Here is a 14,686-nt window from a genome sequence, read left to right as displayed (position 1 = left end):
CAGAATACGAGGCTTTCCGGCCCCCATCCGGTGCCGGCGTTCTCCAGCGGAGCTTCCCCCCCATGCGTACCCACTTCTGCGGCCTGGTCGATGAGACCCTGATTGGCCAGACTGTCACCCTCGCCGGCTGGACCGACGTGGCCCGTAACCAGGGCGGCGTCTGCTTCATCGATCTTCGAGATCATGAAGGCATCGTGCAGGTGACCGTGGAAGTCGACAACGCCGACGTGTTTGCCGTGGCCGCGTCGCTCGGCTATGAGGACGTGCTGCAGGTGGAAGGCGTGGTGCGTGCCCGCCACGCGGTGAACGACAAGATGCGCACCGGCAAGGTGGAAGTGATCGCCACTGCCATCACCGTGCTGAACAAGGCCGCGCCGCTGCCGTTCCACGCCCACGAGAACCCGGGCGAAGAAACCCGCCTGAAGTACCGCTACCTGGACCTGCGCCGCCCGGAGATGCAGCGCATGCAGCGCACCCGCATCAAGCTGGTGCAGGCCCTGCGCCGCCACCTGGACGAGAAGGGCTTCCAGGACATCGAGACCCCGATCCTGACCAAGGCCACCCCGGAAGGCGCCCGCGACTTCCTGGTGCCGGCGCGCATGCACCCGGGCGAGTTCTACGCCCTGCCGCAGAGCCCGCAGCTGTTCAAGCAGATCCTGATGGTGGCCGGCTTCGACCGTTACTACCAGATCGCGCGCTGCTTCCGCGACGAAGCCCTGCGTGCCGACCGCCAGCTGGAATTCACCCAGCTGGACATGGAATTCGCCTTCGTCCGCGAGCGCGACGTGCAGGACTTCGTCGAAGACATGATCCGCGCCATCTTCAAGGAAGTGGTGGACGTGCAGCTGGACGCCAGCTTCCCGCGCATGACCTGGGCCGAGGCGATGCGTCGCTACGGTTCGGACAAGCCGGACCTGCGCATCGCGCTGGAACTGGTGGACGTGGCCGAGCTGGTCAAGGACAGCGAATTTGCCGTGTTCACCGGCCCGGCCAACGATGCCGAAGGCCGCGTTGCCGCGCTGCGCATCCCGGGCGGTGCGGCGCTCAGCCGCAAGCAGATCGACGAGTACGCCGCGCATGCCGCCAAGTACGGTGCCAAGGGTCTGGCCTACATCAAGATCGCCGACAACGGCGAAGTCAGCTCGCCGATCCAGAAGTTCTTCAGCGAGGAAAGCTTCGCTGCGCTGGTCGCGCACGTCGGTGCCGGCAACGGCGACATCGTGTTCTTCGGTGCCGGTGGCTACAACAAGGTCTCCGACTTCATGGGCGCGCTGCGCCTGAAGGCCGGCAAGGACTTCGGCCTGGTCGCCGACGGCTGGGCACCGCTGTGGGTCACCGACTTCCCGATGTTCGAGTGGGACGAGGAAGAACAGCGCTACGTCGCCCTGCATCACCCCTTCACCGCACCGGCCGTGGACGACATCGCCGACCTGCGCGCCAACGCCCGTACCGCCGTCTCGCGCGGCTACGACATGGTGCTCAACGGCAATGAGATCGGCGGTGGTTCGATCCGTATCCACCGTCCGGACATGCAGAGCGCAGTGTTCGAGCTGCTCGGCATCGGTGCCGAAGAAGCCCGCGCCAAGTTCGGCTTCCTGCTCGACGCGCTGAACTACGGCGCGCCGCCGCACGGTGGCATCGCCTTCGGCATCGACCGCATCGCCGCGCTGATGGCCGGCACCGAGTCGATCCGCGACGTCATCCCGTTCCCGAAGACCACCGGTGCACAGGATCTGATGACCGACGCGCCGTCGCCGATCGTCGACGCGCAGCTGGCCGAAGTGCACATCCAGGTTCGCCCCAAGACCAACTGATCAGGAGATCCAGGCAATGACCGAGTTCGCGTTTTCGCTGGAGTGGGAAAAGCTGGGCAATGAAGGCGCCGAGGCCAATCTGGTCACCGAGCGTGCACGCGTGTTCGGGGGGTGGCTGGTTCGTGTGGGTACCAACCCGGCGGCGATGGCCCTGACCTTCGTCGCCGACGGCGAAGGCCGTTGGGACGGTGAAGACTTCGGCGTCGAGGATTACGAGGACGACGAAGAGGAAGAGTACGACGAGGACGAGGAAGGCGAGGAAGAAGAGGACGAGGACGAAGAGGAATACGAGGAAGAGGACGAGGAAGAAGAAGCGGAATCGCCTGAAAAGGCTTGACCCGCCCTTCGCCCTGGCGTCAACTTCCTGCATGTATTCGATCCGCCGCGCCACTGTGGACGACGCGCCGACCCTGTCGGCGCTGGCTGCCCGCACGTTCACCGAAACCTTCGGCCATCTGTATCCGCCGCAGGACCTGCAGGCCTTCCTTGAGGAGGCCTACACGGTCGAGCGCCAGCGCGTGATCCTGGCCCACCCCGACTACGCGGTGTGGCTGCTGGAGCTGGACGGGGAGGCGGTCGGCCATGCCGCCGCCGGCCCCTGTGGCCTGCCGCATCCCGAGGTGAAACCCGGTGACGGCGAACTCAAGCGCCTGTACCTGATCAAGGCCCAGCAGAACTGTGGCTGGGGCAGCCGCCTGCTGGAAACCGCGCTGGCCTGGCTGGAGCACGAAGGCCCGCGCACGCTGTGGCTGGGCGTGTGGTCGGAGAACTTCGGCGCACAGCGCTTCTACGCCCGCTATGGATTCGAGAAGGCGGGCGAATATCTGTTCCCGGTCGGCGACACCCACGATCTTGAATTCATCCTGCGCCGCACACCGCGCGCAGCCTGACGTTCACCGCCGCTTGCTGCGCGCGCGTGTTCAATCACCGTACGTTCCCGCCCCGCTGACCGCCAGGCTGTTTGCATGACTCCCCCCGTATTGCTGCTGCATGGCATCTGGAATGCCCGTGCCTGGGTCGGGCCGCTGGCCTGGCGCCTGCGCGCACGTGGTTTCCAGGTGCACGCGTTCGGCTATTCCTCGGTATTCGGTGGTCCCGACGTGGCCGTGCCGCAGCTGCTGGAGCGGCTGACCGATGCCGGCCCGTTGTCGCTGGTCGGACACAGCCTGGGGGGATTGCTGGCGCTGGAGGCCTTGCGCCGCCAGCCGCAGCTGGATGTGCAGCGCGTGGTCTGCCTGGGCTCGCCGCTGCGCGGCAGTGGCACTGCGCGTTCGTTGTCCGAGCACGGCTGGGGCCTCGCGTTGGGGCGCAGCAGCGACCTGCTGCTGGATGGCCTGCCGGACTGGCAGGGCAGGGCCGAGGTTGGCCTGATCGCCGGTTCGGTGCCGCATGGGCTGGGCAGCCTGCTGGGGGCCATCGACGATGCCTCGGACGGCACCGTGGCCCTGGCTGAGACGCGCCTGCCGGGTCTGGCCGACCATTGCGTGGTCCGCACCAGCCACAGTGGCCTGGTGGTGTCGCCCGACGCCGCACGGCAGACCGCCCATTTCCTGCGCCACGGCCAGTTCGACCACAGCCGCGACGCGGCGGCAGCATAGGGGCAGGGGAGGCAGGGCCGCCCTGTAGAGCCGAGCCCATGCTCGGCTGCATTCCGTCGGGCCCATTGAGCCGAGCATGGGCTCGGCTCTACAACAATACGGGCCTAGACACGGTTGCAGCGCCCGATCAGGTAGAATCCGCGCCTTGATCCTGAAGCAGCCAGACGGTAGCACCCATGGGTAGAGGCCCCTCCATCGAAGCCCGCAAGAACGCGTCCGACGCGAAGCGCGGCAAGATTTTCACCAAGATCATCCGTGAGATCGGCGTTGCCGCGCGCGGCGGTGGAGGCGACCCCAACAACAACCCGCGCCTGCGCGTGGCGATGGACAAGGGCCTGGCCGTGAACATGTCCAAGGACGTGATCGAGCGCGCCATCAAGAAGGCCACCGGTGAACTGGAAGGCGTCGATTACGAGGAAATCCGCTACGAGGGCTATGCCCCGGGCGGCGTGGCCGTGATCGTCGACTGCCTGACCGACAACCGCGTGCGCACCGTGGCCGATGTCCGCCATGCGTTCAGCAAGTGCGGCGGCAACATGGGCACCGAAGGCTCGGTGGCCTTCATGTTCAAGCGCCTGGGCGTGCTCAGCTTCGCCCCGGGCGTCGACGAGGAAGCCATCACCGAGGCGGCTATCGAGGCCGGCGCCGATGACATCGTGGTCTATCCGGACGATGGCTCGATCGATGTGGTCACCAGCCCTGACGCGTTCAACGCGGTCAAGGATGCAATGACCGCTGCGGGCCATGTCGCCGACCACGCCGAGATCACCTTCCGCGCCGACAACGACATCAAGGTCGAAGGCGACGTCGCCCTGCAGGTCAAGAAGCTGCTGGACATGCTGGAAGACCTGGACGACGTGCAGGACGTGTACTCCAACGCCGAACTCGGCGCCGACGCCTACGCCTGAGCCGTCTTCGACGGCCTGGGCGCGGGCCGTTGAACGGTCACCGCGGACAGTCATGAGCCCATACGCCTGCCAGCGCCTCCCGTTCCGCCCCGCCAGGAGTGCCGCATGACCCGCATCCTCGGCATCGACCCCGGTTCGCAGCGGACCGGGGTCGGCATCATTGATGTCGACGCCACCGGAAAGGTCAGCCACGTGCATCACCAGCCGCTGGTGCTGCTGGGCGCCGACGATTTCCCGCAGCGCATGAAGCTGCTGGTGCTGGGCCTGGCCGACCTGTGCCGCGAGTACCAGCCGCAGGAAGTGGCCATCGAACGCGTGTTCATGGCCCGCAACCCCGATTCTGCACTGAAGCTGGGCCAGGCCCGTGGCGCGGCGATTTCCGCCGTGGTGCTGCGCGACCTGCCGGTGCATGAATATGCCGCCAGCGAGATCAAGCTGGCGGTGGTCGGTCGTGGTGGCGCCGAAAAGCAACAGGTTCAACACATGGTCGGGCTCATGCTCAACCTGAAAACCAAGCTGCAGGCCGACGCGGCCGACGCGTTGGCGGTGGCTATCACCCATGCCCACGTAAGGGCAACGGCCAACCGCCTGGGGCTCAGTGCCCGCCAGGCGTGGGGCCGCAAATGAGGAGCTGCACGCAATGATCGGTCGACTGCGCGGCATCGTCGCCTACAAGGCGCCGCCGTGGCTGGTGGTGGACGTGAACGGAGTGGGCTACGAGCTGGAGGCGCCGATGAGCACCTTCTATGACCTGCCCGAGCTCGGCCGCGAGGTCACCCTGTACACCCATTACGCGCAGAAGGAAGACAGCGTCTCGCTGTACGGCTTCCTGCGCGAGGGCGAGCGGCGCCTGTTCCGCGACGTGCAGAAGGTCAGTGGCATCGGCGCGAAGATCGCGCTGGCCGTGCTGTCCGGCGTCACCGTCGAGGAGTTCGCGCGCATGGTCCAGGCCGGTGACATCACCGCGCTGACCCGCATTCCGGGCATCGGCAAGAAGACCGCCGAGCGCATGGTGCTGGAGCTGCGTGACCGCGCCGCCCAGTTCGGTGCCGGCGGCGCGCTGCCCACCGGCAGTGGCCCGGCTCCGGCCGACCCGCTGTCCGATGCGACCGTGGCGTTGCAGCAGCTGGGCTACAAGCCGGCCGAAGCCGCGCGCATGGCCCGCGACGCCTTCAATGAGGGCGACGAAGTGGCCACCGTGATCCGCAAGGCGCTGCAGTCGGCGCTGCGCTGACCTGCCTTTCTTTCCCCCAACCCACCGCCTGAGCTTCGCCAGGAGTCCCATGTCCAGCAGTCAAACCCCGCACGCCGCCGCCCCAGGCGGCCATGGTCACGCCCCTCCAGCCGGAGGCATGGCGCTGATCATCGGTGCGATCGGCGTGGTCTTCGGCGATATCGGCACCAGCCCGCTGTACACCCTGAAGGAGGCGTTCTCGCCGCACTACGGGCTCAACAGCGACCACGACACGGTACTGGGCGTGCTCTCGCTGGCGTTCTGGGCACTGAACATCGTGGTCACGCTGAAGTACGTGACCATCATCATGCGCGCCGACAATGACGGCGAAGGCGGCATCATGGCGCTGATGGCGCTGACCCAGCGCACGCTGCGCAACGGGTCACGCTCGGCGTACGTGGTCGGCATCCTCGGCATTTTCGGTGCCTCGCTGTTCTTCGGCGATGGCGTGATCACGCCGGCGATTTCGGTGCTGGGCGCCGTCGAAGGCCTGGAGGTGGCCGCGCCGGGCCTGCATGCCTTCATCGTGCCGATCACCGTGGTGGTACTGCTGATGGTGTTTGCCGCGCAGCGCTTTGGCACCGAGAAGATCGGCAAGGCCTTCGGCCCCATCACGTCGGTCTGGTTCATTTCGCTGGCCGCGATCGGTATCTACAACATCGTCGACGCGCCGGAAGTGCTGAAGGCCTTCAACCCCTGGTGGGCGATCCGCTTCTTCATGGAGCACAGCTGGCACGGCATCTTCATCCTCGGCGCGGTGGTGCTGGCAGTGACCGGCGGCGAAGCGCTGTACGCCGACATGGGCCATTTCGGCGCCAAGCCGATCCGCCACGCCTGGTATTTCTTCGTTCTGCCGTGCCTGGTGCTGAACTACCTGGGGCAGGGCGCACTGGTGCTCAACCACCCAGAGGCGCTGAAGAACCCCTTCTTCGAGGCGGTGCCGCCGTGGGCGCTGTATCCGATGATCATCCTGGCCACCATGGCCGCGGTGATCGCCTCGCAGTCGGTCATCACCGGTGCGTTCTCGGTCTCGCGCCAGGCCATGCAGCTGGGCTACATCCCGCGCATGCGCATCAAGCACACCTCGCACGACACCATCGGCCAGATCTACATCCCGGGCATCAACTGGGGCATCGCGGTGATGGTGATCGGCCTGGTGCTGGCCTTCCGCAGCTCGTCCAACCTGGCCGTGGCCTACGGCATCTCGGTGTCGGCCACCATGCTGATCGACACTCTGCTGCTGGCCCTGGTCGCCCGCTCGCTGTGGCCGAAGGCACGCAAGTGGATCCTGCCGCTGTGCGTGGTGTTCTTCATCATCGACCTCGGCTTCGTCATCGCCAACGGTGCCAAGCTGCTGCAGGGCGCTTGGTTCCCGGTGGTGCTGGGCATCTTCCTGTTCACCATGATGCGCACCTGGCGCCGTGGCCGCGAGCTGCTGCGCGATGAGATCCGCAAGGACGGCATCCGCCTGGATACCTTCCTGCCGGGCCTGATGCTGGCACCGCCGGTACGCGTGCCGGGCACTGCGGTATTCCTCACCGCCGACCCGACCGTGGCTCCGCATGCGCTGATGCACAACCTCAAGCACAACAAGGTGCTGCACGAGCGCAACGTGTTCCTGCACGTGGAAACCCTGCCGATTCCGTATGCGATGGAAGGGCAGCGGCTGAAGATCGAATCGGTGGGTGACGAGTTCTATCGGGTCTACGTGCGCTTCGGCTTCATGGAAACCCCGGACGTACCGCTGGCGCTGATGCGCTCGTGCGACCACGGCGGGATCTACTTCGACCCGATGGACACCACCTTCTTCGCCAGCCGCGAGACCATCGTGGCCACCGCCAACCGCGGCATGCCGATCTGGCGCGACAAGCTGTTCGCGCTGATGCACAGGAATGCTGCTCCTGCGACCGGCTTCTTCCGCATTCCGGGCAATCGCCTGGTGGAACTCGGCGCGCAGGTGGAGATTTAATCTTCACCGTCGATTCATCCAGAGATCCATCCACGCATGGCGTGGATCTACCGTGTCGACCAAGGTCGACACCCACCAAGAGCAGGCAGAGCCGGCCATGCCATTCCGGCAGATTGCGGAGATCTGTCGAAGGCGGGGTGGGTCCGGTTGCGGGGGCGTGAGCCGCATGGATGCGGCGACCGAGCTTACATGGACGTACTTGCAGCGTCCCCCGCAACCGGACCCACCCCGGCATCCCCCAGGAAGCCAGCTTTGGCTGTTGCTCCGGCTGTTGCTCCGGCAGTTGCTCCGGCAGTTGCTCCGGCAGTTGCCTCTGCGGGTGCCGGGCGCAGCCCGGCCGAATCACCCCGCTTTTGCCGCATAATCAGCACATGACCGACGACCGCATCATCGGCGCCGGCGCCACCCGCGAGGATGACGCCGCCGACGCCAGCATCCGCCCCAAGCGCCTTGCCGATTACCTCGGCCAGGTGCCGGTGCGCGAGCAGATGGAGATCTACATCCAGGCGGCCAAGGGGCGTGGCGACGCGCTCGACCACGTACTGATCTTCGGGCCGCCGGGCCTGGGCAAGACCACCCTCAGCCACGTCATCGCCAACGAACTGGGCGTGGCCCTGCGCGTGACCTCCGGCCCGGTGATCGAGAAGGCCGGCGACCTCGCCGCGCTGCTGACCAACCTGCAGCCGCACGATGTGCTCTTCATCGACGAGATCCATCGCCTGTCGCCGGTGGTCGAGGAAGTGCTGTACCCGGCGATGGAAGACTTCCAGATCGACATCATGATCGGCGAAGGCCCCGCCGCCCGCTCGATCAAGATCGACCTGCCGCCGTTCACCCTGATCGGTGCCACCACCCGTGCCGGCCTGCTGACCGCGCCGCTGCGCGACCGCTTCGGCATCGTCCAGCGCCTGGAGTTCTACAGCGTCGAGGAGCTGACCCGCATCGTGCGCCGTTCGGCGGCCATCCTGGCCATCGACTGCACCGCCGATGGGGCAGGGGAGATCGCGCGCCGCGCGCGTGGTACCCCGCGTATCGCCAACCGCCTGCTGCGCCGCGTGCGCGACTACGCGCAGGTGAAGGCCGGCGGCCACATCGACGAGGCCGTGGCCCAGGCTGCGATGAAGATGCTCAAGGTCGACCCGGAGGGCTTCGACGAGCTTGACCGGCGCCTGCTGAAGACCATGGTCGACTACTTCGATGGCGGCCCGGTCGGCATCGAATCGCTGGCGGCAGCGCTGTCCGAAGAGCGCGGCACGCTGGAAGACGTGGTAGAACCGTACCTCATCCAGCAGGGCTTCCTGGTGCGTACCGCGCGCGGCCGCATGGCCACCCACAAGGCCTACCGGCACATGGGCCTGAAGCCGAAGAACCCGCCGCAGGACCTGTTCGCGGAGGTTCCCGATGTCGGTTGAGCCCCGATTCAGTTGGCCGACACGCATTTACTGGGAAGATACCGACGCAGGTGGCGTGGTTTACCACGCCCGCTACGTGGCCTTCATGGAACGGGCCCGGACCGAATGGATGCGTGCGCTGGGCTACGGCCAGGAGCGCATGCGCGCCGAGCATGGGATGGTCTTCGCGGTGCGCTCGATGCAGATGGATTTCATCAGGCCGGCACGGCTGGATGACACCCTGCAGGTGAGTGCCCGCCTGGTCCAGCTGAAGAAGGCCAGCATGGTCTTCGACCAGCAGATCCTGCGCGACGGCGAACTGCTGCTGTCGGCGCAGGTCCGCATCGCCGCACTGGAAGCGGCCAGTTTCCGCCCGCGTGGCATGGACGAGGCCGTCCTTGCCGTGCTGCAACCCCACCTCCACCCCGAATCCGAACACTGAGGAACAACGGATGATCGCAACGCTCCTGGCCCTGCAGGCCACGGTCACCGAGGCACTGCCGGCCGACGTCAGCAACGCCGCGACACAGACCCTTGCCCAGGCCACCACCGGCGGCGGCATCAACTACCTCGAACTGATGGCCAAGGCCAGCCTGCCGGTGAAGATCATCGTGCTGCTGCTGCTGGTCGGCTCGTTCGTCAGCTGGGTGATCATTTTCCGCAAGGCCCGCGTGTTCAAGCAGGCCACCCGCGAAGCCGACGAGTTCGAGAACCGCTTCTGGTCCGGTGCGGACCTGGGCAAGCTGTACAGCTCGGCCACCGATCGCAGCCGCAATGTCGGCGGCCTGGAAGCCATCTTCGAAGCCGGTTTCCGCGAATACACCCGCCTGCGCGACAAGCGTCGCCTGGATGGCCGCGCGCAGCTGGAAGGCGCGCAGCGTGCCATGCGCACCACCTACACCCGCGAAGTGGACCAGCTCGAGCGCAACCTGGAACTGCTGGCCAACATCGGCTCGACCGCGCCGTACGTGGGCCTGGTCGGCACCGTGTTCGGCATCATGGTGACCATGCACGACATGATCAGCAGCGGTGCGCAGGCCGGCATCGCCGCCGTCGCGCCAGGCATCTCCGAAGCCCTGTTCGCCACCGCGATCGGCCTGTTCGTGGCGATTCCGGCAGTGTGGGCCTACAACCGCTTCACCACCCGCGTAGAGCGCATGTCGGTGCGGTTCGAGACCTTTGCCGAAGAGTTCAGCTCCATCCTGCAGCGCCAGAGCGCTGGCGACGAGTAAGCGCCTGACCCGGGAGTCCAAGCCATGTCCGCTGCCATCGGTCGCCGCAAGCGCCGCAAGCTGAAATCGGAAATCAACGTCGTTCCCTACATCGACGTCATGCTGGTGCTGCTGATCATCTTCATGGTCACCGCGCCGCTGCTCACGCTGAGCTTCGACGTCGACCTGCCGCAATCCAACGCCAAGGCGCTGGAGAGCAAGCAGGACCCGGTGATCGTCTCGGTGCGCCAGGACGGCCAGCTCAGCCTGAAGCTGCCCGACGCCAAGGAACCGACCGCTGTGTCGGCCGAGGAACTGGAAGGCCGCCTGGCCGGCATCGCCGCCCAGGACAAGGGCGTGCGCGTGATCGTCGCCGCCGACCGTGCCGTGGCCTATGAAAAGGTCATCGCTGCGATGGATGTGATCAAGCGCGCCAAGGTAGACAAGGTAGGCCTGGCCACCGATGCACGCTGACGCCCTGCCACCTCCACAGCAGCGCGAACCCGGCTGGGGCCTGCCCCTGGCGCTGGCGTTGCTGGTGCACCTGCTGGTCGCGCTGGTCTTCATCGTGGCCTGGTTCTGGTCGCCCGAGCGCAACACCGACGCCGCCGCAGGCGATCCCTCGGTCGAGGCCAGCCTGGCGCTGTCCGCGTCCGAGGCCTCCGCCGCACGCCAGGCCCTGCGCCAGTCGGAGAAGCTGGAGGACCTGCCGCCGCCGGTGGCCGAACCGATCCCCGTACCGGAAGACACCATTCCGCCGCCGCAGCCGATTCCCGAACCGCGCCCGCAGGACGCTCCCACGCCCCAGCAGCAACAGGCGCAGGAGCGCGTCGCACAGCCGGACACCAAGGACCAGGAAGCAGTGAGCGCGCTGGCCATCTCGCAGGAGAAGGCCAAGCAGGAGCAGGAAGCCAAGCGCCGCCAGGAGCAGATCGACCTGACCGAACGCAAGCGCCAGGAAGAAGCGGAGCAGAAGCTGCGCCTGGCCAAGCAGCAGGAAGAAGACGCGAAGAAGAAGCTGGCCGATCAGGCGCGCCAGGCCGCAGACAAGGCCGAGGCCGAGAAGCAGAAGAAGATCGCCGAGATCCGTGCCCGCCGCGAGCAGGCCGAGAAGGAAGCCAAGCTGGCCGAGCGGAAGCTGCGCGAGGTCGCCGCCGCGCGCAATGCCGCCGGCAGTGCCGCCGCCGGTGCCAGCGGTGCATCCCAGCCAGCCGCCGGTGGTGGCGGTAACAGCGACGATCTATCGGCCAAGTACGCTGCCGCGATCCAGGCCAAGGTGCTGTCGCAGTGGGTGCGCCCGGATACGGTGCCGCTGGGTCAGCGTTGCCAGATCACCATCACCCAGATTCCGGGTGGCACGGTGATGCAGGCCAAGGTCAGCCCGAACTGCCCGTACGACGAGGCCGGCAAGCGTTCGATCGAGGCCGCCGTGCTCAATGCGCAGCCGCTGCCGTACCGCGGCTTCGAGTCGGTATTCGCGCGCACGCTCAACTTCACCTTTACCGCCCAGGATCGCTGAGGCGGGCAGGGCAGGGTGGCTTCCGGGCCACCTGCGCCCACGGATGTCGCGCTCGCCTCTGGCAGGTCTGGTTTCGGCCGGGCAGGGTGTGGGCTGCTGTCGAACACCGCCCCACAGGGCGGCGTTACCGGGGCAGGCGAGTGCGATGTTAGCCACGACGTTAACGGTGCGTGAGAGGACGGGCTGGAACTGACCCGGAATTCACGTACCCTTGGTTCATGATTGCGAAGCGGTTCACTTCCGCTTTGTTATCCCTCGTTCCGGTTTCCCCCTATTGAGCGCTCCATGAAAAAGATGCCTCGCTGGCTTGCCGTGTTTGCGGCCCTGTTGCTGCCCTTTGCTGCCCTCGCGCAGCAGAAGGGGCTGGATATCGACATCATCGGCGGCAATGCCTCCGCGCTGCCGATCACCATCGTGCCGATGCCCTACCAGGGTTCGGCGGCTGCACCGCAGACCGACGTCGCTGGCGTGGTCCGTGCCGACCTGGAGCGTTCGGGCCAGTTCCGCACGCTGCCGGAAGCGCAGATCGTCGAGAAGCCGGTGCGCGGCGGCGACATCCAGTTCGCCACCTGGCGCGCGCTGAAGCAGAACTACATCGTGGTCGGCCGCGTGCTCGACGCCGGTGCCGGTGCCTACCGCGTCGAGTACGAACTGTTCGACGTGCCCAAGGGCGAGCGCCTGCTGGGCCTGGCGATGACCGCCCGTGGCAATGCCATGCGCGACGTCGCCCACCAGATGGCCGACGCCATCTACGAGAAGATCACCGGTGTGCGCGGCGCCTTCTGGACCCGCATCGCCTACGTGACCGCCAGCGGCAAGGGCGACGCCATGCGCTATGCGCTGATGGTGGCCGACTCGGACGGCTACAACCCGCAGACCATCGTGCGTTCGGCCGAGCCGCTGCTGTCGCCGTCGTGGAGCCCGGATGGCAGCAAGCTGGCCTACGTCAGCTTCGAGCGTGGCAATTCGGCCATCTACATCCAGAACATCGGCACCGGCGCCCGCGAGCTGGTCACCAGCTTCCGCGGCATCAACAGCGCTCCGGCGTTCTCGCCGGACGGCCGCAAGCTGGCCCTGACCCTGTCGCGTTCGGGCAACCCGGAAATCTACGTGATGGACCTGGGCAGCAAGCAGCTGACCCAGCTGACCAACCACTTCGCCATCGATACCGAGCCGACCTGGGCGCCGGACGGCAGCGCGGTGTACTTCACCTCCGACCGCGGCGGCCGTCCGCAGGTCTACAAGGTCGGTGCGGGCGGCGGCAGCGCCGAGCGCGTGACCTTCCAGGGCAACTACAACGCCAAGCCCTCGGTGTCCTACGATGGCAAGAAGATCGCCGTCGCCCAGGGCTCGGGCAACAGCTACAAGATCGCGATGATGGACAGCTCGCTGGGTTCGCCCCGCTGGAGCACGCTGTCCCCGGGGTCGCTGGATGAATCGCCCAGCTTTGCGCCCAACGCAAGCATGGTGCTGTACGCCGCCCGCGAAGGTGGCCGTGGTGTGTTGTATGCCGTTTCGGCCGATGCGCGGGTTCGCCAGCGCCTGGTCCTGGCCGATGGTGATGTGCGCGAGCCGGCATGGTCCCCATACCGTACCCAGCGCTAAAAGAGTGTTAATATTTTCGCTGTCTTGAACCCCTCATCGGCCTAGGAGCCACAAAGGTATCGCCATGAACAAGTCCACCCGCGTTCTGCTTGTTTCCCTGCTGTCTGTGGCCGTCCTGGCCGGTTGCTCGAAGAAGGTGAAGGAAGAGCCGGCAGCCCCGGTTGACACCGGCACCTCGACCACCACCCCGACCGGTCCGTCGACCTCCGGCCTGTACGGCCCGGGCGACCTGGACACCGACGCTTGCCTGCGCCAGCGCGTTGTCTACTTCGACTTGGACAAGGAAGACGTGAAGCCGGAATTCCAGGCCATCATGGCTTGCCACGCCAAGTACCTGCGTGACCGTCCGTCCTCGCGCATCACCCTGCAGGGCCACACCGACGAGCGCGGTTCGCGCGCGTACAACCAGGCCCTGGGTGAGCGTCGTGGCAACGGCGTCAACTCGGCCCTGCAGGCCAACGGTGGCTCGGCTTCGCAGCTGACCGTCGTGTCCTACGGTGAAGAGCGTCCGGTCTGCACCGAGTCGAACGAGTCCTGCTGGTCGCAGAACCGTCGCGTCGAAATCGTCTACACCGCGCAGTAATCCATGCGCATTGGCATCAAACTGATGCTGGTCGTTGCGGCAGCCCTCGTGGCTGCCGCACCGGCGCATGCACAGCGACAGAGCCTGGCCGACCGCGTTGGCGCGATCGAGCAGCAGATGTACAACAACAGTGCCAACCAGGACCTGTTGAACCAGATCAATCAGCTGCGGCAGCAGGTCACCAGCCTGCAGGCCTCGATCGAGCAGTTGCAGCACGACAACGCCCAGCTCAAGCAGTCCGCCCAGGACCAGTACCTGGATCTGGACAGCCGCCTGAACCGGTTGGAAGGGGGCAATGCCGCCCCGGCCCTGCCGCCCGTTCCGGCGAGCGCGCCGAAGGCCGCACCGGCTCCGGCAAAACCCGCAGCGGCGGCCACTTCCGAGCGGCCGCCTTCCGTCCATGGTGATGCCGGCAGCCTTGCCGCCACCGGCGACGAGCGCACCTCCTACAACGTCGCCTTCGATTCGCTGAAGGCCGGCAAGTACGATGACTCGGCGCAGCTGTTCCTGAGCTTCCTGCAGTTGTATCCGAACGGCGTCTACGCGCCGAACGCGCTGTACTGGCTGGGCGAGAGCTACTACGCCACCCGCAATTTCCCGATGGCCGAGACCCAGTTCCGCGAACTGCTCTCGCGCTATCCGACCCACGACAAGGCCGCTGGCGGCCTGCTCAAGGTCGGCCTCTCGCAATACGGCGAGGGCAAGGTCGACCAGGCCCAGCAGACGCTGGAGACCGTCGTGGCGCAGTACCCTGGCTCGGACGCCGCGCGCACCGCGCAGGACCGTCTGCAGTCCATCCGCCTCGGCAAGCAGATCCGCTGATCCGCTGACCGGGCGTACAATGGGTGCCCTGT

At 66.6% G+C, this 14,686-nt stretch carries 16 protein-coding genes; all 16 read left to right on the top strand.

Annotated features, from left to right (window positions below):
• Nucleotides 1–62 precede the first annotated feature (62 nt).
• The 16 genes from aspS (at nt 63) to ybgF (ending at nt 14,654) form a co-directional block, all read left to right on the top strand.
• Nucleotides 63–1,814: an aspartate--tRNA ligase gene (gene aspS, locus AC5QAH_RS12605; protein WP_010481582.1), complete on the top strand. Its 1,752-nt coding sequence runs from the start codon at nt 63–65 to the stop codon at nt 1,812–1,814.
• Between the two features lie 16 nt (nt 1,815–1,830).
• Nucleotides 1,831–2,151 carry a hypothetical protein gene (locus tag AC5QAH_RS12600; protein ID WP_019337538.1) on the top strand — a complete coding sequence of 107 codons (321 nt, stop codon included), beginning with the start codon at nt 1,831–1,833 and terminating at the stop codon, nt 2,149–2,151.
• A gap of 31 nt (nt 2,152–2,182) precedes the next feature.
• Nucleotides 2,183–2,704: a GNAT family N-acetyltransferase gene (locus tag AC5QAH_RS12595; protein WP_019337539.1), complete on the top strand. Its 522-nt coding sequence runs from the start codon at nt 2,183–2,185 to the stop codon at nt 2,702–2,704.
• Nucleotides 2,705–2,779: 75 nt separating this feature from the next.
• On the top strand, nt 2,780–3,412 hold the full coding sequence (locus tag AC5QAH_RS12590; RefSeq protein ID WP_029379762.1) for an esterase/lipase family protein: 633 nt from the start codon (nt 2,780–2,782) through the stop codon (nt 3,410–3,412).
• 176 nt (nt 3,413–3,588) lie between these two features.
• Nucleotides 3,589–4,320 carry a YebC/PmpR family DNA-binding transcriptional regulator gene (locus AC5QAH_RS12585; RefSeq protein ID WP_010481589.1) on the top strand — a complete coding sequence of 244 codons (732 nt, stop codon included), beginning with the start codon at nt 3,589–3,591 and terminating at the stop codon, nt 4,318–4,320.
• A gap of 105 nt (nt 4,321–4,425) precedes the next feature.
• Entirely contained in the window at nt 4,426–4,947 is a 522-nt protein-coding gene (gene ruvC / locus AC5QAH_RS12580; RefSeq protein ID WP_010481590.1) for a crossover junction endodeoxyribonuclease RuvC, read from the top strand.
• 13 nt (nt 4,948–4,960) lie between these two features.
• A complete protein-coding gene (gene ruvA, locus AC5QAH_RS12575) occupies nt 4,961–5,554 on the top strand; it encodes a Holliday junction branch migration protein RuvA (RefSeq protein ID WP_010481591.1) in 594 nt (197 codons plus the stop codon).
• A gap of 49 nt (nt 5,555–5,603) precedes the next feature.
• Nucleotides 5,604–7,523, top strand: coding sequence for a potassium transporter Kup (locus AC5QAH_RS12570; RefSeq protein WP_014038224.1), 1,920 nt, complete (start codon nt 5,604–5,606; stop codon nt 7,521–7,523).
• A 371-nt stretch (nt 7,524–7,894) separates the two neighbouring features.
• The gene (gene ruvB, locus AC5QAH_RS12565; RefSeq protein WP_010481595.1) at nt 7,895–8,935 is read left to right on the top strand and encodes a Holliday junction branch migration DNA helicase RuvB; all 1,041 of its coding nucleotides are present in this window, start codon (nt 7,895–7,897) and stop codon (nt 8,933–8,935) included.
• Nucleotides 8,925–9,356, top strand: a complete 432-nt coding sequence (gene ybgC, locus AC5QAH_RS12560) for a tol-pal system-associated acyl-CoA thioesterase (protein WP_010481597.1) — start codon at nt 8,925–8,927, stop codon at nt 9,354–9,356. The genes ruvB and ybgC overlap by 11 nt, the downstream gene beginning before the upstream one ends.
• A 10-nt stretch (nt 9,357–9,366) precedes the next feature.
• Complete coding sequence (gene tolQ, locus AC5QAH_RS12555) at nt 9,367–10,146, top strand: protein TolQ (protein WP_006438802.1); 780 nt, start codon at nt 9,367–9,369, stop codon at nt 10,144–10,146.
• 24 nt (nt 10,147–10,170) lie between these two features.
• Nucleotides 10,171–10,599, top strand: a complete 429-nt coding sequence (tolR, locus tag AC5QAH_RS12550; RefSeq protein WP_005410751.1) for a protein TolR — start codon at nt 10,171–10,173, stop codon at nt 10,597–10,599.
• On the top strand, nt 10,589–11,644 hold the full coding sequence (gene tolA / locus AC5QAH_RS12545; RefSeq protein WP_019337544.1) for a cell envelope integrity protein TolA: 1,056 nt from the start codon (nt 10,589–10,591) through the stop codon (nt 11,642–11,644). The genes tolR and tolA overlap by 11 nt, the downstream gene beginning before the upstream one ends.
• A 285-nt stretch (nt 11,645–11,929) precedes the next feature.
• Nucleotides 11,930–13,249 carry a Tol-Pal system beta propeller repeat protein TolB gene (gene tolB / locus AC5QAH_RS12540; protein ID WP_241874224.1) on the top strand — a complete coding sequence of 440 codons (1,320 nt, stop codon included), beginning with the start codon at nt 11,930–11,932 and terminating at the stop codon, nt 13,247–13,249.
• A 64-nt stretch (nt 13,250–13,313) separates the two neighbouring features.
• Nucleotides 13,314–13,832 carry a peptidoglycan-associated lipoprotein Pal gene (gene pal / locus AC5QAH_RS12535; protein ID WP_005410748.1) on the top strand — a complete coding sequence of 173 codons (519 nt, stop codon included), beginning with the start codon at nt 13,314–13,316 and terminating at the stop codon, nt 13,830–13,832.
• A 3-nt stretch (nt 13,833–13,835) separates the two neighbouring features.
• Nucleotides 13,836–14,654, top strand: coding sequence for a tol-pal system protein YbgF (gene ybgF / locus AC5QAH_RS12530; protein ID WP_010481611.1), 819 nt, complete (start codon nt 13,836–13,838; stop codon nt 14,652–14,654).
• Nucleotides 14,655–14,686: the final 32 nt, after the last annotated feature.

Source organism: Stenotrophomonas sp. YJH_SMC_43 (genome assembly GCF_059372535.1).
This window is presented reverse-complemented; position numbering and strand designations above follow the sequence as displayed.